The sequence below is a fragment of the Acidovorax sp. LjRoot129 genome (assembly GCF_964253765.1).
Taxonomy (GTDB): domain Bacteria; phylum Pseudomonadota; class Gammaproteobacteria; order Burkholderiales; family Burkholderiaceae_C; genus Acidovorax.
Genome location: NZ_CAXUSE020000001.1, coordinates 4,216,844 through 4,238,594, shown reverse-complemented (window position 1 = coordinate 4,238,594; position 21,751 = coordinate 4,216,844). Strand labels below are relative to the sequence as shown.

The following is a 21,751-nucleotide window of genomic DNA, read 5'->3' as shown; positions in this document are numbered from 1 at the left end:
CAACTTGAATCGGTGGCAGAAGCAAGGGGCCGGATGGTGCCAACGTGTGCTGGGGCGCCGCCCTGTCACGCCCACATCGGCCGCAGCGATGGCGGCGGTTTCACCGCGCAGCAGTGCCATGGGCAAACCATCCCCACCGCCCGCACGGTCCGCGCTGCCCCCGCCGTCCACCGCACGCAACGCTGCCGCTATCCTCCGAGGGGTCCCCACTCCGCTGATCTTTCTGGCCCGCTGCCATGCGCCTGCTGCTTGTAGAAGACGACCCCATGATTGGCGAAGCCGTGCAGGACTTGCTGCGCGCCGAACACTACGCCGTGGACTGGGCGCGCGATGGCGATGCGGCCGACACGGCATTGCGCACCCAGCCCTACGACCTGGTGCTGCTGGACCTGGGCCTGCCCAAACGTGACGGCCTGGCCGTGCTGCGCGACCTGCGCACGCGCAAGGACCGCACCCCCGTGCTGGTGGCCACCGCACGCGACGCGGTCGCCCAGCGCATCGAGGGGCTTGATGCTGGCGCCGACGACTACGTGCTCAAGCCCTATGACCTCGACGAGCTGCTCGCCCGCATCCGCGCGCTGCTGCGCCGCGCCTCCGGCCGGGCCGAGCCGGTGTATGAGCACAAAGGCGTGTGCATCAATCCCGCCACGCGCGAGGCCACGGTGCAGGGCGTTCCCGTCGTGCTGTCGGGCCGCGAGTGGGCCGTGCTGGAGCCTCTGATCGCCCGCCCGGGCATGGTGCTGTCGCGCCAGCAGCTCGAAGACAAGCTCTACGGCTGGGGCGACGAGGTCAGCAGCAATGCCGTGGAGGTGTATATCCACGGCCTGCGCAAAAAGCTGGGGGCCGAGGTGCTGCTCAACGTGCGCGGCGTGGGCTATCTCGTTCCCAAAACGTGATGACACCCCCTGAGTCGCTTCGCGCCTTCCCCCTCTCTCGCATTGCTGTGCAATGCGGGAGGGTGACGCCCCCAGTGCGGCGGGGCGGCCCTTGCACGGGGGCACCGGCCTCGATCGCGCCCAATTTGTTGGGTCGCGCGCAGTCCCGTAGGCTGGCTCGATGATGGAAAAACAGGCCACCTCTTGGCGCACCACGCTGCAGTCGCTGCTGCCGCGCTCGCTGCGCACGCGGCTGTTGATCTTTCTGCTGGCCGCCATCTTGCTGGCGGGCGCGGTGCAGGGCGCACTGGCCTACCGCGGCGCGCTGGCCGAGGCCGACACCCTGTTCGACTACCACATGCAGCAGACCGCGTTGGCGCTGCGCTCGGGCCTGCCGGTGGACGCGCAGGGCCTGGGCCCCGGGCTGGAGCCCGAGGACGAGAACCACGAATTCATCGTGCAGGTGTGGACCAACGAGGGCCTGCGCATTTTCGAATCCGCCGTGGGCGCCGAGCTGCCGCAGATCGCCGTGCTGGGCTTTACCGACGTGCAGGCGCGCGGCGGCACCTACCGCGTGTTTTCGATGCAGACGCGCTCGCAGGTGATCCAGGTGGCGCAGAACATGGCCGCGCGCCGCGACATGGCCCGTGCGCTGGCGCTGCGCACGCTGGCGCCGCTGGCCATCATGGCGCCGCTGTTGGTGCTGGCCGTGTGGTGGGGCGTGAGCCGCTCGCTGGCGCCGGTGGAGCGGGTGCGCCGCCAGCTCGCGCAGCGCCAGGCGGACGACCTCTCGCCCGTGAACGACGCGCAACTGCCCGATGAAGTGCAGCCTTTGGTGAGCGAGCTCAACCTGCTGTTCGAACGTGTGCAGCGCGCGTTCGATGCGCAGCAGCACTTTGTGGCCGACGCCGCGCACGAGCTGCGCTCGCCGCTGGCCGCGCTGCGCCTGCAGCTGCAGGGCCTGCAGCGCGCGGGCGACGACACCGCACGGGCGGCCGCCGTCGAACGCCTTTCTTCAGGCATTGACCGTGCGACGCGGCTGGTGGAGCAGCTGTTGACCCTGGCCCGGCAAGAGGCCGGCGCGGCGGCCCCCGGCGCACACGCCGAACCGGTGGACCTGCAGGCCGTGGCGCAACTGGCGCTGGCCGATGTGGCCCCTGCTGCGCAGGCCCGGTCGATGGACCTGGGCCTCATCGACTCCGACGCGGCGTCGGTGCCCGGCAACGCCGAGGCGCTGCGCATGCTGGCGCGCAACCTGCTCGACAATGCCGTCAAGTACACGCCCGCGGGCGGCCGGGTGGACCTGCAGATCCGGCGTGTGAACCACAACGGCGACGCCGTTCATCTCACGGTAGAAGACAGCGGCCCCGGCATCCCCGAAGAACACCGCGCCCGCGTAATGCAGCGCTTTGTGCGCGAGACCGCCGACGGCGCCCCCGGCAGCGGGCTTGGCCTGGCCATCGTGCAGACCATCGCGCAGGCGCACGGCGCGTCGGTGGTGCTGGATGCCTCGCCGCGGCTGGGCGGGTTGCGGGTGACGGTGCAGTGGAACGGGGTGGGGTAGGGCGGCTGCGGTGATCCGGGGCTGCGGTAGTGGAGAGGAGGCGTCTGACAATTTCCGGGATGCCCGCTTGAAGTCCAAAGATGCATTGCTATCATTTGTATAGCTGTTAGTGCTTATCAATCAAGCGCTGGAGGCCTAAAAGACCAAAAATCGTGGTCTGAATAACCCGCGCCGGCCCCCACACCAAAGGCTACACGGCCGTCGCCGCGGCGGCACCCACCCGCCCGGCAGCACCGCACAATGCGCAGGCTGCTGGGCTGGCGGGGCTTGCGCCCCGATGCAGCCATCCACACTGCTTGACCGGGATCGTCATCACATGAACTTCATCGTTTTCGGCGCGGGCGCCATCGGCTGCTACGTGGGCGGCCGGCTGGCTGCACAAGGGCACCCGGTGTGCCTGGTGGGCCGGCCGCGCGCGCTCGAGCCCATCGCAATGCAGGGCCTGCGCGTGACCGACCTGGACGGGTTCGATCAACTGGTGCCGCCCTCGGCCCTGCGCATCGCCACCACGGTGGCCGACGCCGTGCCCCGGGCCGGCAGCGTGGTGCTGCTGTGCGTCAAAAGCGGCGCCACCGCATCGGCCGCGCGCGCCCTGGCGGCGGCCTGCCCACCCGGCACGCCCGTCATCTCGCTGCAAAACGGCGTGGACAACGTGGCCCAGCTGGCGGCCCTGGCCCCCGGCCTGCGCGTGCTGGCGGGCATGGTGCCGTACAACGTGGTGCTGCACGGCGCCCACGTGCACCGCGCGACGGCAGGGCCTCTGCAATTGCAGCGCGACGAGGTCACCGAGCGCCTGATGCCCGAGCTCAACGCCGCCGGCCTGGCCACCGTGCTGCCGCCCGACATCCGCGCGGTGCAGTGGGGCAAGCTGCTGCTCAACCTCAACAACCCGGTGAATGCGCTGTCCAACCTGCCGCTGCGCGACGAACTGCTCGACCGCGACTGCCGCCACGTGTTCGCCGCGCTGCAGACCGAGGCCCTGGCGGCCATGGCGCGCGCGGGCATCACCCCGGCCAAGGTCACGGCCGTGTCGCCGCGCCTGCTGCCCCACGTGCTGCGCCTGCCCAACTGGCTGTTCACCCGGCTGGCCCGGCGCATGCTGCAGATCGATGCCAAGGCGCGCTCGTCGATGTGGGACGACCTGGAGGCCGGCCGCGTGACCGAGATCGATGCCATCTGCGGAGCGGTGGTGCGGCTGGCCGCGCAGCATGGTGGGCAGGCGCCGCTCAGTGCGCGCATGTGCGAGCTTCTCAGTGGGCCGCGGCTGCGGTTGACGGGGCAAGAGATGCGGAAGACGCTGGGGTTGGCGTGAAGTGGGATTTGCCGGAAGCCTCGTGCCCTGCCTTTGAACACAGGTCGTCGGCTTGCCATGGCGCATGTCTGCGCTGTCATCACCCTCAACCAGTGCCTTGCACAGACCCGCCTGCGAAGCTGCGTTCAAGTCAACGCCGGGTTGAAATTGCTAAGCTTTTGATCATGCGCAAATCCCTACTCCTTGCAGCGATGGCACTCGTGTCGTCGCTACCCTCCCTGGCCGCGCCACCGCGCATGGACACGGTGGCGATCAGCCAATCCGAAGACGGGGCCGCGCTCGGTTGTACGCCAGACAAACTCTGTGTGGACATCGCTCCATCGCAATCTGGCTGCGAAGGCCAGGCGTGTGCCACCGACGCGGCCGGTGGCACGGAGTTGAGCCTGCAGCTGCCTGGCGGCCAGGGCGATCCGGCGCACACGCCCTATCGGATTGCAGGGCTGCCCTCCGCAGACGCTTCTGTCCAGCTGTGGCCAAAGCTCATCCGCTTCGGGGGCGGCCTTCTGGTGGGCGTGCAAACGCAGGAGCGCACCATGTATTCGGGCGGTGGGGCCAGTGCAACCACCCTGCACCTCATCGCCTTTTTGCCCGACCAATCACCGTTCGAGGTTCTGCGTGTTCCACAGAGTTCCAGCGCGACGATCCGGGCGTGTTTCAGCGAGCGCCACATGAAGCAGCGCGCCGGAGCCTGCCACGATGAATACAACTTCGACGCGACCATTGCGCTGACGCAAGCATCCGCTGCAGGGTGGCCGGTGCTGCGCTATCGCAGCAAGGCGACATCGTTTCCGGGGCACGTGTCGCGGTCCAAAGACTCGCTGGCGGCGCGGCCACTTCGCCAACGCGACCTGGTGACCGTGACCGACCCCCAATGCAGTTACCAGCGGTTGTATCGCTTCGCCCCGCAAGCCCGTGCTTACGTGCCCGATACGCCGGCGCCCGATTGCTCGGATTACACCGTGCCCTGACTGACGTGCTGCGCACGCTCAGCGGCGCTTGCTGGGCCTGACTGCCAGGGCGACGACGGCGATACCGCCAGCGATGATCAACGCGTCCTCGATCAGGCCGCTGCGCGTTTGGCCGATGTGTTTCATGGTACTTTTTCTGGCGTCCAAGGTGAGGTAAGCAAGAGGCACTGCGGTGGCAACCGCCGCCAGCGCCCCGGCTTGCTCACGGCCGCGCGGGGCAAGTGCCGCACCGGCGATGCCGGCGCTCATGGTCCGCGCTAACAGGCCCAGGGCCACCGTCCTGTCAGGGGCCGTCTTCATCTTGTCGCCGGCCAGTTCCCCGGCGCCCATTGCGAGGGCGCCATACTTGAACAAGGGGCGGTCCAGCAGTGCGAGCCTGCCCGGCGTGGCGTAGCCCAGCAGCCTCGCTGCCGACAGCGTGGCCATCGGTGTCATGGAGCGGGCACTGGCAACCGCCCCAATGAGCGCGGACCAGAGCAGACTTGGCGTTTTCATGTGTTGTTCCCATTGGTGGTGCAGGTGGGAAATCGTCGGGGGTAACCGGCATTCCGAGGATTGCTTGAACTCGCTGACAGCCGTAGGACAGTCTCGCGTGTCGCCGCACGGCTGTCCGCCAAGGCTAGGATGGCGGCGAGCGGCCAACAGCAGCCAAACCTCCGAATTATTTGGCAAGGGTTTGTCGATACTCAGCCCTTTCGTTCGTCGTAGGAACAGGAAACGCAGAAACAGGGGTGCACGGCACGTGTCGGGCCCCCGCCTGCCCCTATGCCCATCCACCAAGGACCCAAGCCATGCCTGAGCCAAGCAACAACACCACCCCCGTCAAAGGCCCCGCCTCGTACTTCCCGTCCATCGAGTCCAAGTACGGCCAGCCCATCAACCACTGGATGGACGTGCTGCGCGCGGCGGGCCCGCGCAAGCACATGGAGTACGTCACCCTGCTCAAGACAGACCACGGCCTGGGCCATGGGCATGCGAATGCGCTGGTGGCGGCGTACCTGGCCCAGGGCAAGTAGTAGCGGTCAATCTTTAGGGGGTCGAGGGCCGGGGCAGGGGCCCGCAGCGGACTCACCGACGATGCGCTGGCTCGCCTTATGTGGGCGTATCGCTGAAGGGCTCAGCTGTGACTTGGTGCTCGTCCGCGCAGGGGGTGTAGCGCGCACAAGGGCTCAGATTTCCGCAGCCGGCGTTGCTACTCAGGCCGCGCCACCGTCACCACTGCCCAGCGGCACCTTGAGCCCCGCCTTCAAGCACGCCAGTGACACCGACGTGCGAAACCGCCGCACGTTGTCGTCCCCGTCGAACAACCGCCGCGTGAGCGCCTCGTAATCCGCCATCGACGCCACGTTGACCACCAGCAGATAGTCCGCCTCGCCGGTCACGCTGTAGCACTGCTGCACGGCGTCTTCCGCAGCAATGCGCGCGCGCAGCGGGGCCGTGCGGTCGGGGCGCTCGTTCTCCAGATGGATCTCGAGCACGATGGTGAGCGGCATACCCACCTTCACGGGGTCGATCACCGCCACGTTGGCGCGGATCACGCCCGACTCCTGCAGCCGCTTGATGCGCCGCTGCACTGCAGGCGCGGACAGGTTCACGGCCTTGGCGATCAAGCGCTGCGGCGTGGTGTTGTCGGTCTGCAGGATGTCGAGGATCGCCAGGTCAAATCGGTCGAGCCCTTGGTGCTGTAAGGCGGCCATTGGCGGCGATGCGGAGGTGGAGGCCGTAGGTGCCTTGGCGGTGGTAGCTGGCTTGGTAGGCATGCAGGGCGGCCTTCAGGGTGGGCTGTGAGCGAAAGTTGCGCAGCGGGCTTCAAAAAAGAGCCAAACGCACGCGCTAGTCGAACTATATTTTTACGCATGACCGCGACCCCGTTTCAACGATTTATTCCCTTCCTGGCCATCCTTGGCTCCGTCACAGCCCTCGGAATTGGCACCTCGTGGGCCAAACAAGTGCTCTTCCCGGCCGTGGGTGCGCAAGGCACCACCGCCGTGCGCGTGGGCCTGTCGGCCGTATTGATGCTGCTGCTGTGGCGCCCCTGGCGCTGGCGCCTGTCGCGGGCCGACGCCACGGCCATCGCCTGCTATGGCGCGGCGCTGGGCGCCATGAACCTGATGTTCTACATGTCGCTGCGCACCCTGCCGTTTGGCTTGGCCGTGGCCATCGAGTTCTCGGGCCCGCTGGCGGTGGCCATCTGGTCGTCCCGCCGCGCGGTGGACTTTGTCTGGGTGGCGCTGGCCATGGCGGGGCTGGGCATGCTGCTGCCCCTGGGCCTGAACGGCAGCACGCTTGACCCCATGGGCGTGTTCTACGCCCTGGCCGCGGCCGTGTTCTGGGCGCTGTACATCGTGTTCGGCAAACGCGCCGGCCATCTGCACGCGGGGCATTCGGTATCGCTCGGCCTGCTCATGGCGGCCATCGTCGTGGTGCCGGTGGGTGTGGTGCACGCTGGCGCCGCGCTGCTCACGCCCACCGTGCTGCTTGTGGGTCTGGGCGTTGCGGCCATCTCGAGCGCGATCCCCATCTCGCTCGAAATGATGGCCCTGAAGCGCCTGCCTAAAGAAGCCTTCGGCATCATGATCAGCATGGAACCCGCCGTCGCCGCCGTGCTGGCCGTGGGCCTGCTGGGTGAATACCTGAGCCTGCTGCAATGGCTGGCCATCGCCTGCATCGTGGCGGCATCCATGGGCAGCGCACTGACTGCGGGGCGGCCTGCAGCCCCTGCGCGCGTGGAGCCGCAGGCAGCTTGAGCGGCCTGAAAGGGGTCCGTGCCCCATGGGATTAATGCAGCAACGCTGCTTACTGAGCCGCGGATTCGGCAAAGGATGACAAGCGGCGGTCTGCTCGACTACAAAAATGGCTCGATCCAATCTGTCCCTCAGGAGTAGCTCCATGCGCATCCCCCCGCTGCCCAAAACCGAAATCGAAGAGGCTGAACGCAAGGTCAGCGCCATCTTGGAAGACCTTGAACAGAACACCGATGCCGACGTGAAGGACATCGACCTGGAAGATGTCGTCGAGACCGACCCTTCCAACGGCCGGCCCGCCGTGCACCAGGCGGTGGATATCACCGTTCAGCCGCGCGCCAAGCGCAAGTGGCTCAAGTAGCGCCAGCGGGCTGGGCCTGGCCGCTGCGGCCGGGCGCGCTCACCTTGCGTGCGTTTGACCGCTACGCTAGCTCAACGTCTCCATTGGCCCCCTAGCGAGGGGCCCTCAATTAGAAAGTGACCAGTCACCGCACCCGGGGCTAGTGCTGGGTGCTGAGTCACCGTCCGAGCATAAAGAACGTTCTGCACCCCGATCAACGAGCCGGCGTCGTCCCCGTCCGGCCCGTAGTCCCCTCGGGCGCGGTCTGCGTGCTGTCTCGGCCAGCGCCGGTCGTGTTGCCCACTGGTGCGCCTACACCTTCACGTCCAGGGGGCGTCTGGGTGTCCGGGGCTTGCGGCGCATTGATAGCGGCCGGCGCTGCACCCCCCGTGGCCGCACCGCTCGTTCCTTGTGCTTCAGCGGCCGGCTGCGTATTGGCGCTCGACGGGCTCGGTCCACCCGTGGTTTGCCCGGCGGGGGCACGCGCGGGGCCATCACCCACCCCGCTACGCGACGCGCCCTCAGGGCCCAGCACGTTGAAGAACAGCACCAGGAGCAACGCAAGCAGCGCTGCCCCGATGAAGAAGAACATCAGGCCGCTGTTTTCTCGCCCGCTGGTAGGGCGCGGAGTCTGTTGTGCCGCCCCGGTGTTGGAAGCGGGCGCGGTGGCGGGGCGCTGGCTGGTGGTTGGGTTCATGTCGAATACTCCTTGCAATGTGGGAAGGTCAGCGGCATCAGGTCAGGCGACAGGCTGCCGATGTGATGGAGGCCGCTGGCCCCTTCGATCCTTCAATGAGAGATTTGAGGGAGCCCGTTGCGACATCACGATCCTTCACCGTAGGCCGCGGCGTGTGCCAGCCCTGTCGGACAACCTCGCTATGGCACGTGATCTAGCCAAACACCGATAGCGCTGCATCTCTAAGTAGTAAGCGCAAGGCCGGGAAACGTTGCGTGCGCTGGGCCTCGTGGACTCAACGTTAATGAGTCAACGACTGCAGTGGCGATGCGGGGCGCTGTGTCCCCTGTAGGTTGTTGCTGACGACCGTACCTGATGTGTTCCGGCGCTTGGCGAGATTCACCGTCCCTAGGATTCAATCCATGCGTCGCACGGTTGTGGCGCACTAACTCCTGAAAGGATTTGCAATGAACACCGATCAAGTCAAAGGCGCTGTGAAGGATGTTGTTGGCAAGGCCCAGCAAAAGACCGGCGAGATGATCAACAGCCCAGAACAGCAAGCCAAGGGCGTTGCCAAGCAGGTTGAAGGGAAGACCCAGAAGACCTACGGCGACGCCAAGGAAGTCGTCAAGGATGCGACGCGGTAATTAATGATGGCGTAGCGCTTGAGCTGTAGCGCTTTGAAGCCCGGGCGCATGTTGCGCCGGGGCTTTATTATTTCTGGCTTGAATCAGTCGCTACCTTACTGCTGCTGCCCTTGCTGATTCCGCTGATTTGAGGATTGCTTTGATCCTGCTGGCGGTTCTGCTGGTCGTGCTGAGATTGATTGCTCTGACTTTGATTTCGCTGCTGATTGGTCGTCATTACTATCTCCAGAACAGCTCGGGCGACATTGCCGTCCGTTCATTCCAAGGCAAGCAAGATGCGACATTGGTGGGGAGCTAGAGAACTAACGTGTAGGGGTAGCGCCTAGAAAGCGGGTGCCTGACGGGGTTTTGGGGAGAGAGGAGACGGATGCTTCGGTAGGCCCCATTGAGTGGGGCGAGGGGGCAGAAGAAACCGTCTTAAGGGCGGTTAACGTTGAGACACCACCCGACAAGCTGAGCTTTTACGAACTGGCGGCCTGTCGACAAGGTACCAATTACCCAACATCGCTCCGAATCCCCTTTGTTGATCAGAGTGATCCCTGGTTCAATGAGCGCCCGAAGGTGGCGCGGGGCCTCTGGCAGAGTGCTAATGTCGACTCTGAGCTACGAGAACATCAAGGTCGCAATGAAAATCGATATAGCAGTGGCAGATACCGTGCCAGACGACGCTTTCGCGCGAATTGAGAGACTGGCCAGGGGACTGCCTTCGGCGGATTCCAGTTTCAGGGATGCAGAAATTATCGTAAGGCGCACGCCGATGGATACCGTTCAGACCATGGTGACGGACGAGGAATACTCTCGACAGAAGCTCGTGGAAATTTTGGTCGAACAGGCGCTAACGGGCGGGTCTGACTCCTTGTTTGGCGCCCTATAGGACTTGCTGGCATCCACCGTGCGGCCCACGCGACTGCTTGTGCAAGGTCTGGGCACAATCACCCCATGTTCTTCATCCTGCACATGATTTAGATCCAGTCGGAAGACTATTGCGGTCAGGTGGGGCGGAACACAAAGGCACTGGCCAAGGCGGACAGCGCGGCGGGTAAATTTCTGACGTCTGGATGACGGCGGCAAAGCGCAAAGTTGGCCCATATTCAGGAGACCTCCCATGCGTATTGCCACCATCACACTGCTTGTTGCCGCCGTAACGGCTGCCTCATCCGTAGCCGCACAGATGACCGCTCCGATGCAGGTTGTTCCAGGCGTCCCCGCGCCTACAACCTCGTTTCCGGAACCGTCCACCTCCCCTTCGCAGACGCCGTCCGTGCCGCCTTCACAGACGCCAGCTGAAACACACGCAGCGCCACCGGCCGCGCCACCAACTGCAACGCAAAAGCCTACAGAGGTCGGTGCACCCAGGACCACGCCTACAGCCGCCGGCACATCCTCCGGAGTAAGTGCCGGGCAGCGCGTGGGGGCTCCTCAGCAACCCCCAACCCCGCAACAACAGTCGATCACTGCGCAACCAAGCCCTATACCATCGCAGCTCGGTACGACGCCCAGCACGCCCGGTGCACAAGGCACGACCGGAACAACGGGCACAACCGCCGTACCCAGTGCGCCAACGGGGCAGACTTCTCCAATTGCCCCTGGCGGCACGGGCGGGATGGCGGCGCCACTCAAGCGGTAGCGTTTGCGGCTGCCACAGTTAGGCTAGGAGTGGAAAACCCATTGCCCGATCGAACCGGCTCCCAAGTTTAGTATGAGCGCGTCTGCGTTGGCACTACCCTTGGAGCGCTATACGCAGAGACCCTGAAGGTGCGCCATGGCGCGGTCCTGCGCAACCTCGGCGGCACACAGGCCATTCGGCCCGGATAGGGGGACAAGCACTCCGCCGAGATTCCGCTACGCCGTGGAGCGTAGCGCTCGGGCAACACGTGGACGCCACGCTGGCCGACTAGTCGGAGCAGAACTGGCGCAGGACTCACCGACTTCCACGACCGGCAACTCAGAGCGATCCCGTATAAACGTTCTCTACCTCTAGAGCACAGTGGCTAGGCTGCACGATGGGTTACCAGAAATTTTGCAACGAGGTGCAAGCTCGAGTTCGATCCCTTTCGCTCCATGTCCGCGGCACGTCTCCAGAGCTGAATTGAAGTGCCTCAGCCATTGAGTTCTAAGACGGTCAATGGTCCCTTCGACAGGAATCGAACCTGTATCTAGCGCTTAGGAGGCACTCGTTCTATCCATTGAACTACGAAGAGGCAGCCGCGCATTGTAGTGGCGCCGCGCGAGGCTCCTTTCGGGCACTTGGTCAATCGTATTTCACCGTGTAGATCAGGTCCACCGCGCTCTTTTCGCCGGTTTGGCCGCGCAGGGTGAGGCGGCGCGAGAGGTCGTAGAAGATGTACAGCGTGCCCAAGGTGCCCGACAGGCTGCGTTCGTAGGTCACGTACAGATCCTTGGACAGCCGCTTGCCGAACGTGAGGGCGGCGCTGCTGGCGTCGTCGCCGGCGCCCGGGCCGCGAAAGCCGATTTCGTCCAGGCCCACGCGGCTGGCCATGTTGGCGCCGGATTTGTTGTTACCGCCGCGGCCCAGCAGGGCGAGGGCGGCTTGCTGCATCACGGCGGCTTCGGCGCCGCCTGCGGCGGCGTTGCGGCCCAGCACGACCCACGAGAGCTTTTCGGCGTCGGGCAGTTCGGGGTCGGAATACAAACGCACCCGCGGTGCCTGTGCGCTGCCGGTGACCTGCACGCCAGCGCGTACGCTGATGTTGGGGCGCAGCGCCAGAATGTCGAGCGATGGGTTGTTGTACGGCCCGTTGAAGCGGATGAGGCCGGTCTCCACATCCAGCATCTGGCCCCAGGCGCGGTAGCGGCCTTCGTCGGTGCGGACTTCGCCCGTCACGCGCGGCGGGGCGCCTGCCACGGCGCTGCTGCGGATGTCGACCTCGCCAGTTAGCCGGGTGGTGATGCCGTGGCCGCTCAGTGCAAAGTCGCGGCCCAGGTTGAGGGTGATGGCGATGTCGGGGGGCTTGGCGGTCTGGGCTTGCGCGGCCACTTGGTTGGCGCGGGCGGCGGCTTGGGCCTTGGCCTGGTCTTCCTTGTCCTTGGCGGCCGAGCGCACGACCACGTCAGAGCCCAGGGTGGGCGCGCTTTCGTCGGGCAGGATGATGGTGGCGCGGTCGGTGGTCAGCTTGCCGCGCAGGCTGATCTGGCCCTGCTGCAGCTGGGCCTGGAGCTGGCCGGACACGCTGATCTGCCGGTCTGCCCGCACCAGCACTTGCAGCGCTTTGGCTTCGGCCTGCAGCGCCATGCCAATGCCCGACATGCCATTGGCGGCCTGGCCCCAGGTGATGCGGCCCGTGGCGGTGAGCGTGCCGCCGTCTTGCGGTGCCGCAGTGCGGTTGCCGCTAAAGCCGGCGATGCGCGCTCCGCTGCCGCGCCCGCCTTGCAGGCGGAACTCGGTGATGTCGAGCTGGTTGCCGCGCAGCGTGGCGCGCAGGCGGCCACCTTGCAGGTCCACGCCATCGACCACCGAGCGTACGGCCAGATCGTCTGCGCCGAGTGTGCCCGCCCAGCGGGGTGCATCGCGCGTGCCCGACAGCGTCGCGCTGGCATCGAGCGTGCCGCGCACGCGCCAGCCGGGCGGCGCCAGGGCCGACCACACACCCACGTCGGGCAGGCGCGCGCGCAGGGTGCCCGCCAATGGGGCATCGGGCGCCCAGGTGATGGCTGCGAGGTCCGTGCCCGTGCCAGCACCGCCGCCCGCGAGCGTGAGCCGGGTGTTGGCGCTGGCGTCGATCTCGCCAGCGCGGTCGCTGGCCCACGCAAGCCGTGCGCGCAGGGCGTCGCCTTCGAGCTCGACGGAGACCTCGGCCTGGCGCACGCCGGCGGGCGTTCCGGCTGTGGGGGCCGAGGTTGCTTCGGTGGCGATCACGGTGGTGGCACCTGCGCCGGCGCCCTGGCCGCTGCTCTGCACTGCGGTGACGGCCGTGGGGTCGCCCGCCAGGATGCGCAAGTCGCCGCTGGCGCGCCGCAGGCTGGCGCTGGCGCGCAGGGCACTGGTGGTGTCCAGCATCCATTGCCCATCCAGCACGATGCTGCTGGCCAGGCCCATGCGGGCCAGCAGCGCCTGCACCGGGCGGCCTGCGGCTGCAGGGGTGCTGCCGATGCCCAGCGCATCCACCCAGGCCATGGGCAGGCCCTGCAGCGTGCCCTGCGTCTGCAACTGCAAAGCGGGGCCTGTGGTGACGCGCACGGGCTGCCAGCGCAGCACCACAGTGCCGGGTTGCGGGCCGGTCAGGCGGGCCTGCCCTGCGGACGCCTGGATCGTGGTGCGCGTGGAGGCCGATGGGGTTGGCGTGCGGGTTGGTGTTGCCGTGTTGCGGTTTCCGGTGCCTGCCCGCTGGCTGGCGGGTGCTGTGGCGCCCCCGCTGGCCCGGTTTGCCGTGATGGTCAGTGGCTCGGCCAGCTGCAGAGCCCAGGTGCCGGGGCGCTGGGCATCCTCTGCCTGCAGGCGCAACTCGGCGATCTGTGCCTGCCACTGCGCCGGGGCCGATAGCCCGCCCGTGAGGCGGGTCTGCAGCGTGATGCGCTGCATTTGCTGTGCCTGGCTGGCGTTCAAGCGGGCTTCGCCATTTGCCGACAAGGCAGCCTGCAGCAGGTTGCCTGAGAGCTCTGCCTTCACACCGCGCAGCTGCACTGCCGTGGCGCGTGCGCCAGCGTCCTTGGCTGGGGGGAGCGACAGGGCCAGCTGCTGCGTCGCAAGCGTGGCTTGCAGTTCAAAGGCGTCCTTGCTGGCGGGCAGGGCGTTGCCCGCGCTGGCTGCCTGGAGTTGGCGGGCCGCCGTCTGCCAGCCGCCTTTCCAGCGCGCGGTAATCGATGCCGCACCCTTGGCCGTGGCGCCCTGCAGTGCTGTCTGCACCGCGCTGCCGACCCAGGGCAGGCTGGTCAGCCAGTGTTGAGTGACTTCAGTGTCAGCCCACTGCACCTGCAGATCGCCTGCGCCGGTGGTCGGGGCGATGCTGCCCTGCGCGCGTGCGGTGGCGCCCGGCACGGTCAGCGCAAGCTGGCCTTGGGCTGCGGGGCCCGTCAAGGCGATGCGCAAATCCGTCGCTTCGGCGCGGGCCTGGAGGGCGTCGAGCATCAGTCGATCAAGCTGCACCGTGCCGCCGCCCGGCTGCGCGCCGGGCTGCCAGTGGCCCTTTGCTACCAGGCTGTTGATGGACAGCAGCGCGGGGCGGTCTTTGGTGGCACGTGCTGGCGCAGCAGCGGCACCCGCCGCGCGGATGTCTGCATCAAAGCGCACCTTGTCGCCCTGTGTCTGGGCGCTGACGCGGCCCGCCAGGGGGTTCGCAGCCAGTGCGGTGTGCAGCGCGTCGGGGCGCAGGTTGCGCAGTTCGGCCTGGCCTTCCACGGCCTGGGTGGATGGGGTGTAGTGGCCCTGCAGCGTGGCCGTGCCCTGGCCGGCGCTCGCGATGGCCGTGGGCACGGTCCAGCGCGTGCCGTCATAGCTGGCGTTGGCTTGCAGCGCGCTGAGCGGCAGGCGGCCTTGGTCCCATGGGCCGGCAAGGTCGTTGCGCAACTGGGCTTGCAGCGCCCAGCCTGTGGCGGGCGTCGACGGAGATGCGGGAACCGTGCCGGGCTGGCTGGGCGTGGTGCCAGCGGCAGCTCCCGATGAGCTCGCCGGTGCGGGCCCCGCTTGCAGCGTGCCGTGCAGCTGGGTGCGCGGGGCCTGTGGCCACAGCACTGCGAGATCGACCGCGCGCAGCGTGGCGCTGGCGGCTTGCAAAGGCTGCGTGGCCCACGGGTTGAGTGTGGCAGCCACATCGGCCTGCATGGGCTGTGTGGGCGGCAGTGGCGCAGCCTGAGTGGCCGTGCGGGGTGCGCGTGTGGCAGGTGTGGTGGTTGTTGCAGGCTTTGCTGGATCGATGGTGGGCGTGGCTGCACTGACCGGTGTTGCAGGGCTGATGCGCGCCTTGAGCTCCAATTGCGCCGCGGCGGTGGCCAGCGTGCCTTGCAACGTAGCGTGCGCGCCCAGCTGCAGAGCGGCGCCACCGCCGGGCACGGCGGTCTGCACGGCACCGTCTACCGTGGCATCCAGCGCCATGGGGGTGTCTGCCTGCAGCGTGGCGCGGGCGGTGTAGCGGCCTTGGGCCAGCTCCACGTTGTCGATCTTCAGGCGGTGCTCGCGCCCGTCAAAGCGGTAGTCGCCTTGCAGGCCCAGCACCTGCACGGCGGGCGGGCCGGCCCACTGGATTTCGTCCACACGAAACGGCACCCCAATCTGCAGCGGCAGCCGCAATTGCGTGAGCGGCTCGGTGGGGTCTTTGGTGGGGGCATCCGCCACCGGCGTGATCTGAACACGCGCAGCGTGCACCTCGCCCAGTTCCAGCCTGCGCTGCAGCAGCGGGGCAAGCTGCCAGCCGAGGGTGATGTCGTTCACTTCGACGGACAGCGCGGGGCTGCTCCAGCGCAGCCAGCCAATGCTCCCGCCGCCGCGCAGCGAGCCGCTGACGTCGCGGCTTTCCAGTTGCTGGTCGGGGGGCAGATGCCGTGCAGCACGCGCCAGCGCCGCGGCCAGCGAGGTGTTGCTGCCCGACCACCACCACAGCGCGGCAGCCGCTGCAATGAGCAGCGCCACCAGCGCGACCAGCAGCCAACCCAGGCCGCGCGCTGCACGGTGCACATGCCGCCGCCGCGGTGGTTGGGGCGAGGCGCCGGCGCTGAAGTCTGAAGACGGCGCGCGGGGCGGCGTTGGGCTCGAAGTTGCCATCAGAAGCTGAATCCCAGCCGCAGGTGCAGGCGAAGTTCCTTGGCCTTTACGCCGTAGGCCAGGTCCGCCTGCAGAGGCCCCACGGGGCTGCGCCAGCGCACGCCGGCGCCCACGCCGACGCGTGGGTCGAGGTCGCCGGCACGGTCTGCCACAGCGCCCGCGTCAACGAAGAGGGTGCTTTCCCAGTCGGTCATTTCGCCCTTGTAGACGATGGGGCGCTGCCATTCGACGCTGCCCACAGCCATGTAGCGGCCGCCGTACAGCTTGCCGTTGTCGGTGCGCGCACCGATGCTGCGGTAGCCGTAGCCGCGCACGGTGGTGTCGCCCCCCGTCAAAAAGAGCTGTGTCACCGGCAACTGGGCGCCATCGCGCGCCAGCACCGCACCTACTTCGGTGCGCACGGCGATGCGGGCATTGCGGGCCTGGCCGGCGTCGTCCTGCACACGGCCTGCGGGCACAAAGGTTTGCCAGCGCACCAGCGTGCGCACGAAGGGGTCGCGCTCCGGGCGCAGCGTGGTGCCCAGGCCCAGCTCCACCGCCACGCCGTGGCCGCGCGTGGGCGCCGTGAGGTTGTTGAAGTAGCGGCCCGTCCAGCCGTAGTTGACGCTGACCGCCGTGCCCGACGGCGGCGCGTTCACCCCCTGGCTGTTGGCGTAGTCGTACTGCAGGAAGTAGCTGCGGTCGATGCGCTTGGTGTTTTTGCTGCGGCCCGAGCGCAACCGCCCGCTGTTGGTCTCGAAATCGCCCGTGTCCTCGCGCAGCAGCTGGCCGCCGGCAAACCAGCGCCAGCCATTGGTGTCGGGCAGCGCCGTCCATTCAGTGCTCGCGAGCTTGGTCTCGCGGTCCATCGAGAGCTTGCTGACTGCGCGCCAGCCGATGCCGGGCAGTTTGTTGTGAATGTGCTCCAGCGACAGGCGCGCCCCGCTGTCGGTCGAAAACCCCGGGCCGAACACCAGCTTTTGCAAAGGCGCTTCGCGCACCTGGGCCACCACGGGGGCGGCCTGCGGGTCGGTGCCCTCGGTGTCGAGCGTGAGGAACACCGCGTCGTAGTAGCCGCTGCTGGCCAGCCGCAACTGGGCGTCGAGCAGCTCGGCTTCGTCGTAGACAGCGCCCGTGGGCAGGCGCGCCAGGCGCCGGGCGCCGTCGGGGTCATAGCGCTCGCTGCCTTCCACGCGCAGGGGGCCGAAGCGATACACCGGGCCGGGCTCGTAGGTGACGTTGAGCTTGGCTTCGTGCTTGTCGGCGTCGATCTCGGCGCGGCTGCTGGCGATGCGGGCGGTGGGGTGGCGGCGGGCCTGCAGCTGGCGCAGGCCATCGGTTTTGGCGGAGTCCCAGGCGGACTGGGTGAAGGCCTGCCCGGGCGCGAGCGACCAGTCGCGCTGCACGCGCTGTTGCTGGCGGGTACTGGCCTGGGTGTCCTCGCTGGCCGCTGGGGGGCCGCCCGTGAAGTCGATGTCGGTGCTGGCAATGCGGGTCTGGGGCCCGGGCTGCACGGTGACGACCACGGTGCGCGGCGCGGTTTTGCGCTCGGGAGTTTCCGTCAGCTCGACCGTGATCGTGGGCGCAAAGTACCCCATCGTGCCCAGCAACTCGCGTGCATTGGCGTCGGCCGCGCCCAGCAGGCGCTGCAGCTCGCTGGCATTCAGGTCGGGCAGGTTGCGAAAGCGCTGCAGCTCCAGGTGGCGCTCGAGCGTGCCGCGTACTTCGTCCGGCGCGCGCACGTCCACTGCAAACGACGGTGACGAGGACTCTGCAATGACCGCCGTGGCGCCCGACTTTTTGCCATCACCCTCGTCATCCTTCCCAAGGCGCAGCATGCTGCAGCCCTGCAACCCCAACACGCCAATAAGCAGCAACGCCGACCACAGGGCCGGCGTTGGGGAGATGGCGGTGGAGCGCAGGGAACGAAAGAGCACGGCGGGCAGGGGAGTGGTGGGGCGGGCGGTGGCGGAGCTGCGGAGCGCCACCCGGCTCGTATGGCGCGGCCGAAAAGTGGCCTTGCGACTATGCCCCGAAAAGCACCCCGGCTATGTCAGACAGTTTCGCGCGCTGGGCCCATAGCGGAGAAGCCTCAGGGCGCAAGTTGGAGCCTATTTAGACAACAGGCGCATGGTTTCTTCCAGCCCCCTGAGCGACAGCGGATACATCCGGTTGCCGATGAGCTGCTGGATGATGCTGATGCTCTGGCGGTACTGCCATACGCCTTGCGGCTCGGGGTTGATCCACGCGTGCTTGGGAAAGGCGTGGGTGAGGCGCTGAATCCACTCGGCGCCGGGCTCTTCGTTGTTGTATTCCACGCTGCCGCCGGGCTGCAGGATCTCGTACGGGCTCATGGTCGCGTCGCCCACGAAGATCAGTTTGTAGTCCCGGTTGTACTTGCGGATGATGTCCCAGGTGGCGAACTTCTCGGCGAAGCGGCGGCGGTTGTTCTTCCACATGAAGTCGTACACGCAGTTGTGGAAGTAATAGAACTCCAGGTGCTTGAACTCCGTCTTCACGGCGCTGAAGAGTTCCTCGACGCGCTGGATGTGTTCGTCCATGGTGCCGCCCACGTCCATCAGCAGCAGCACCTTCACGTTGTTGTGCCGCTCGGGCACCATCTTGATATCGAGGTAGCCCGCATTGGCCGCCGTGCTGCGGATGGTGTCGGGCAGGTCCAGCTCCAGCTCATGGCCCTCGCGCGCAAACTTGCGCAGGCGGCGCAGCGCCACCTTGATGTTGCGCGTGCCCAGTTCCTGCTGGTCGTCGTAGTCCTTGTAGGCGCGCTGCTCCCACACCTTCACGGCGCTCTTGTTCTTGCCGGCGCCGCCGATGCGCACACCCTGCGGGTTGTAGCCACCGTGGCCGAACGGGCTGGTGCCGCCGGTGCCGATCCATTTGCTGCCGCCCTCGTGGCGCTCCTTTTGCTCTTCGAGGCGCTTCTTCAGCGTCTCCATCAACTCGTCCCAGCCCATCTTCTCGATGGCGGCTTTTTGCTCGGGCGTGAGTTCGTTCTCCAGGATCTTGCGCAGCCAGTCGGCCGGAATCTCCTTGGTGAAGTCGGCCACCATCTCGACACCCTTGAAGTAGGCGCCGAAGGCCCGGTCGAACTTGTCGTAGTGCTTCTCGTCCTTGACCAGCGTGAGGCGCGAGAGGTTGTAGAAGTCGTCCAGTCTCCACGCGTCATCCGATCTGGGGCCGACCACGCCGGCCTGCAGCGCTTCAAGCAGCGTGAGGTATTCCTTCACGGACACCGGCAGCTTGGCCGAGCGCAGGATGTAGAAGAAGTCGATCAGCATGTTTTTGGCCTCCAGCGCTTGCTACGTAAGCGTTCGGCGCTCTAAAAGATATAGCAACTGTGCCTTGGCTTCGGGCCATTCGCCTGAGCGCATGCTGTACATCACGGTGTCGCGGATGGTGCCGTCGCGGCGCAGCGCGTGGCCGCGGATCACGCCATCCTTTTTGGCGCCCAGCCGCTCAATCGCTTTTTGCGAAGCGAAGTTGAAGTTGTCGGTGCGCCAGCCCACCACGTGACAGGCAAGCGTGTCAAAAGCGTGGCCCATCATTAACAGCTTGGCCGTGGTGTTGACGTGGGTTCGCTGCACGCTCTGGCAGTACCAGGTGTAGCCAATCTCCACGCGGCGCACGGCGGGCAGGATGTCGTGATAGCTGGTGGTGCCCAGCACCTTGCCGGTGGCGTCGTCCACGACGGCGAAGGCAAAGCGGTTGCCCTCCTCGCGCATCTTCAGGGCCGCTTCGATGTATGCGCGGGTGTCCTGGGGCTCGGGCACCGAGGTGATGCGCAGCTTCCACAGCTCGCCATCGGCGGCCGCAGCGGCCAGGCCTTCTTCGTGGGACAGCGCCAGGGGCTCCAGGCGGATGCCGCGGTCGCGCAGCGTGACGGGTTCTACAAAGGCCATGGTCTTGATCAGTGGTCAGCGTCAGTCGTCAGTCGTTGGAAGCCTTGCGGCGCCGGCTGGTCTGCCAGCGCCTGGCGGCGTGCAGGCCCAGCCCGCCCCCGAGGCCCACCAGCGCAATGCCGAGCAGGGTCTTGCTGCCGTAGCCGGCCGCAAAGATATCGAAGCCCAGCCATTGACCAAGCCAGAAACCGGCCAGGGCGCCGCCGACAAAACCAATGGCATCGGCGACGCCGTCTGCCAGCGAAGGGGTGGGAGGTTGGGCCATTGCCGGGAGTCAGCGGTTGCGCTGGTTCATGAACACCAGCTTCTCGAACAGGCCCACATCCTGTTCGTTCTTGAGCAGGGCGCCCACCAGCGGCGGCACGGCCACCTTGTTGTCGGCACTTTGCAGCGCGGCGAGTGGAATGTCCTCGGCCACCAGCAGCTTGAGCCAGTCGAGCAGTTCGCTGGTCGAGGGCTTCTTCTTGAGGCCCGGCAGGTTGCGCACGTCATAAAACGTCTTCATCGCCACGCTGAGCAACTCGCTCTTGAGCGTGGGGAAGTGCACGCCCACGATCTGGCGCATGGTGTCGGCTTCAGGGAACTTGATGAAGTGAAAGAAGCAGCGGCGCAGAAAGGCGTCGGGCAGTTCTTTTTCGTTGTTGGAGGTGATGAACACCAGCGGGCGGTGCTTGGCCTTGATGAGCTCGCGCGTCTCGTAGCAGTAGAACTCCATGCGGTCGATCTCGCGCAGCAAGTCGTTCGGGAATTCAATGTCGGCCTTGTCGATCTCGTCGATCAACAGCGCCACGGGCTCGTCCGCGGTAAAGGCCTGCCACAGCACACCCTGGATGATGTAGTTGCGGATGTTCTTCACGCGCTCAGAGCTGTCGCCATCGTTGAGCTGGCTGTCGCGCAGGCGGCTCACGGCGTCGTATTCATACAGGCCCTGCTGCGCCTTGGTGGTCGACTTGATGTGCCACTGCAGGAGCGGCATGTTGAGGGACTGGGCGACTTCTTCGGCCAGCATCGTCTTGCCGGTGCCGGGCTCGCCCTTGATGAGCAGCGGCCGCTGCAGGGTGATGGCCGCGTTCACGGCAAGCATCAGGTCTTGGGTGGCGACGTAGTTCTGGGAACCTTGGAATTTCATGAGGGAAATCACCGGATCGTTGATGAATAGGCCTTGACAGCCGCTGGCTATAATCTGCGGCTGATCAGCTTCCTGAGCTGACTGAACTTCCACGAGATTGTGCGCGCAAAATGAACAAAACGCTGACCACGCTATTTGCCCTGGCTGTCGCTTCCGTGACCGCCGTCTCCCATGCCCAGGAAGCCCAAGGCGACGTGGAAGCCGGCAAGCAAAAGATCGCCATGTGCATCGGATGCCACGGCATTCCAGGCTACCAGGCCAGCTTTCCAGAGATCCACAAGGTGCCCATGATCTCGGGCCAAAGCGCCAAGTACATCGCCGCATCGCTCGTGGCCTACCAAAAGGGCGAGCGCCGGCACCCCACCATGCGTGGCATTGCCGAGTCGCTGACCGAAAAAGACATCGCCAACGTGTCTGCCTACTACGCGCAGCACGGCAAGACCAGCGCAGAACTGCCCGCCAAACCCGCCCGCGAACCCAGCGTGCAAGTGGCGGAGCTGCTCAAGAAGGGCGCCTGCGTTTCGTGCCACGGCGACAACTTCGCCAAGCCCATCGATCCTTCGTACCCCAAGATCGCAGGCCAGCACGCTGACTACCTGTTCGTGGCCCTCAAGGCCTACAAGGCCGAGAAGAACCCCAACCTGGGCCGGAGCAACGCCATCATGGCCGGCGTGGCCAAGCAGTTCACCAACGCGGAACTGAAGGCACTGTCCAACTACATTGGCGGTGTCGAAGGCGACCTGCACGTGGTGCCCCAATCGCGCTTCCGTTGATCGGATGAGGGCCCGCGGTGAGGTGAAGCAAACTGCCCGCCACAGCCACAAAAACCCGCTACGACCTGGCGGGTTTTTTTATGCCTGCGTCCGTGGTGGATGCCTCGTC

20 protein-coding genes and 1 tRNA gene are annotated in these 21,751 nt (G+C 66.5%); 10 read left to right on the top strand and 11 right to left on the bottom strand.

What is annotated here, in order from left to right:
- Positions 1 to 236: 236 nt before the first annotated feature.
- The 4 genes from ACSQ3Q_RS19475 to ACSQ3Q_RS19460 all read left to right on the top strand — a co-directional run bounded on the left by ACSQ3Q_RS19475 (position 237) and on the right by ACSQ3Q_RS19460 (position 4,719).
- Positions 237 to 896, top strand: a complete 660-nt coding sequence (locus tag ACSQ3Q_RS19475; RefSeq protein WP_436135980.1) for a response regulator transcription factor — start codon at positions 237 to 239, stop codon at positions 894 to 896.
- Between the two features lie 163 nt (positions 897 to 1,059).
- Positions 1,060 to 2,439 carry an ATP-binding protein gene (locus ACSQ3Q_RS19470; RefSeq protein ID WP_436135979.1) on the top strand — a complete coding sequence of 460 codons (1,380 nt, stop codon included), beginning with the start codon at positions 1,060 to 1,062 and terminating at the stop codon, positions 2,437 to 2,439.
- 316 nt (positions 2,440 to 2,755) lie between these two features.
- A complete protein-coding gene (locus tag ACSQ3Q_RS19465) occupies positions 2,756 to 3,751 on the top strand; it encodes a 2-dehydropantoate 2-reductase (protein WP_436135978.1) in 996 nt (331 codons plus the stop codon).
- 164 nt (positions 3,752 to 3,915) lie between these two features.
- Positions 3,916 to 4,719, top strand: a complete 804-nt coding sequence (locus ACSQ3Q_RS19460; RefSeq protein WP_436135977.1) for a hypothetical protein — start codon at positions 3,916 to 3,918, stop codon at positions 4,717 to 4,719.
- An 18-nt stretch (positions 4,720 to 4,737) separates the two neighbouring features.
- On the opposite strand, the gene ACSQ3Q_RS19455 is transcribed toward ACSQ3Q_RS19460, so the two are convergent.
- Positions 4,738 to 5,214, bottom strand: a complete 477-nt coding sequence (locus ACSQ3Q_RS19455; RefSeq protein WP_436135976.1) for a hypothetical protein — start codon at positions 5,212 to 5,214, stop codon at positions 4,738 to 4,740.
- 296 nt (positions 5,215 to 5,510) lie between these two features.
- Between ACSQ3Q_RS19455 and ACSQ3Q_RS19450 the strand changes: the two genes are divergently transcribed.
- Positions 5,511 to 5,735 carry a DUF4287 domain-containing protein gene (locus ACSQ3Q_RS19450; protein ID WP_436135975.1) on the top strand — a complete coding sequence of 75 codons (225 nt, stop codon included), beginning with the start codon at positions 5,511 to 5,513 and terminating at the stop codon, positions 5,733 to 5,735.
- A 180-nt stretch (positions 5,736 to 5,915) separates the two neighbouring features.
- On the opposite strand, the gene ACSQ3Q_RS19445 is transcribed toward ACSQ3Q_RS19450, so the two are convergent.
- Positions 5,916 to 6,416: an Lrp/AsnC family transcriptional regulator gene (locus ACSQ3Q_RS19445; protein WP_436137035.1), complete on the bottom strand. Its 501-nt coding sequence runs from the start codon at positions 6,414 to 6,416 to the stop codon at positions 5,916 to 5,918.
- Positions 6,417 to 6,575: 159 nt separating this feature from the next.
- Between ACSQ3Q_RS19445 and ACSQ3Q_RS19440 the strand changes: the two genes are divergently transcribed.
- Together ACSQ3Q_RS19440 and ACSQ3Q_RS19435 are read left to right on the top strand one after the other, a co-directional pair.
- Complete coding sequence (locus tag ACSQ3Q_RS19440) at positions 6,576 to 7,466, top strand: EamA family transporter (RefSeq protein ID WP_436135974.1); 891 nt, start codon at positions 6,576 to 6,578, stop codon at positions 7,464 to 7,466.
- A gap of 142 nt (positions 7,467 to 7,608) precedes the next feature.
- Positions 7,609 to 7,824 (top strand): hypothetical protein, encoded by a 216-nt coding sequence (locus tag ACSQ3Q_RS19435; protein WP_436135973.1) that lies wholly within the window; start codon positions 7,609 to 7,611, stop codon positions 7,822 to 7,824.
- A gap of 193 nt (positions 7,825 to 8,017) precedes the next feature.
- Here the strand turns inward: ACSQ3Q_RS19435 and ACSQ3Q_RS19430 are convergent, their stop codons facing one another.
- Positions 8,018 to 8,500: a hypothetical protein gene (locus ACSQ3Q_RS19430; RefSeq protein ID WP_436135972.1), complete on the bottom strand. Its 483-nt coding sequence runs from the start codon at positions 8,498 to 8,500 to the stop codon at positions 8,018 to 8,020.
- Between the two features lie 446 nt (positions 8,501 to 8,946).
- On the opposite strand from ACSQ3Q_RS19430, the gene ACSQ3Q_RS19425 reads away from it, so the two are divergent.
- Complete coding sequence (locus tag ACSQ3Q_RS19425) at positions 8,947 to 9,126, top strand: CsbD family protein (protein ID WP_436135971.1); 180 nt, start codon at positions 8,947 to 8,949, stop codon at positions 9,124 to 9,126.
- Between the two features lie 67 nt (positions 9,127 to 9,193).
- Here ACSQ3Q_RS19425 and ACSQ3Q_RS19420 read toward each other — a convergent pair whose 3' ends face one another.
- Positions 9,194 to 9,343 carry a hypothetical protein gene (locus ACSQ3Q_RS19420; protein WP_436135970.1) on the bottom strand — a complete coding sequence of 50 codons (150 nt, stop codon included), beginning with the start codon at positions 9,341 to 9,343 and terminating at the stop codon, positions 9,194 to 9,196.
- A 372-nt stretch (positions 9,344 to 9,715) separates the two neighbouring features.
- Here ACSQ3Q_RS19420 and ACSQ3Q_RS19415 point away from each other — a divergent pair, with 372 nt between their 5' ends.
- Positions 9,716 to 10,000 carry a hypothetical protein gene (locus ACSQ3Q_RS19415; RefSeq protein WP_436135969.1) on the top strand — a complete coding sequence of 95 codons (285 nt, stop codon included), beginning with the start codon at positions 9,716 to 9,718 and terminating at the stop codon, positions 9,998 to 10,000.
- Positions 10,001 to 11,252: 1,252 nt separating this feature from the next.
- Here the strand turns inward: ACSQ3Q_RS19415 and ACSQ3Q_RS19410 are convergent.
- From ACSQ3Q_RS19410 to ACSQ3Q_RS19380, 7 genes are all read right to left on the bottom strand, one after another.
- Positions 11,253 to 11,327 (bottom strand) — tRNA-Arg (locus ACSQ3Q_RS19410).
- Between the two features lie 50 nt (positions 11,328 to 11,377).
- On the bottom strand, positions 11,378 to 15,841 hold the full coding sequence (locus tag ACSQ3Q_RS19405; RefSeq protein WP_436135968.1) for a translocation/assembly module TamB domain-containing protein: 4,464 nt from the start codon (positions 15,839 to 15,841) through the stop codon (positions 11,378 to 11,380).
- The gene (locus ACSQ3Q_RS19400; RefSeq protein ID WP_436135967.1) at positions 15,841 to 17,757 is read right to left on the bottom strand and encodes an autotransporter assembly complex protein TamA; all 1,917 of its coding nucleotides are present in this window, start codon (positions 17,755 to 17,757) and stop codon (positions 15,841 to 15,843) included. Before ACSQ3Q_RS19400 ends, ACSQ3Q_RS19405 begins: the two co-directional genes overlap by 1 nt.
- 174 nt (positions 17,758 to 17,931) lie before the next feature.
- Entirely contained in the window at positions 17,932 to 19,119 is a 1,188-nt protein-coding gene (locus ACSQ3Q_RS19395) for a vWA domain-containing protein (protein WP_436135966.1), read from the bottom strand.
- Between the two features lie 21 nt (positions 19,120 to 19,140).
- Positions 19,141 to 19,740, bottom strand: coding sequence for a GNAT family N-acetyltransferase (locus tag ACSQ3Q_RS19390; RefSeq protein WP_436135965.1), 600 nt, complete (start codon positions 19,738 to 19,740; stop codon positions 19,141 to 19,143).
- A 28-nt stretch (positions 19,741 to 19,768) separates the two neighbouring features.
- Complete coding sequence (locus tag ACSQ3Q_RS19385; protein ID WP_436135964.1) at positions 19,769 to 20,005, bottom strand: hypothetical protein; 237 nt, start codon at positions 20,003 to 20,005, stop codon at positions 19,769 to 19,771.
- Between the two features lie 9 nt (positions 20,006 to 20,014).
- Complete coding sequence (locus ACSQ3Q_RS19380; RefSeq protein ID WP_436135963.1) at positions 20,015 to 20,869, bottom strand: AAA family ATPase; 855 nt, start codon at positions 20,867 to 20,869, stop codon at positions 20,015 to 20,017.
- A gap of 110 nt (positions 20,870 to 20,979) precedes the next feature.
- On the opposite strand from ACSQ3Q_RS19380, the gene ACSQ3Q_RS19375 reads away from it, so the two are divergent.
- Positions 20,980 to 21,642 carry a c-type cytochrome gene (locus ACSQ3Q_RS19375; RefSeq protein ID WP_436135962.1) on the top strand — a complete coding sequence of 221 codons (663 nt, stop codon included), beginning with the start codon at positions 20,980 to 20,982 and terminating at the stop codon, positions 21,640 to 21,642.
- Positions 21,643 to 21,751: the final 109 nt, after the last annotated feature.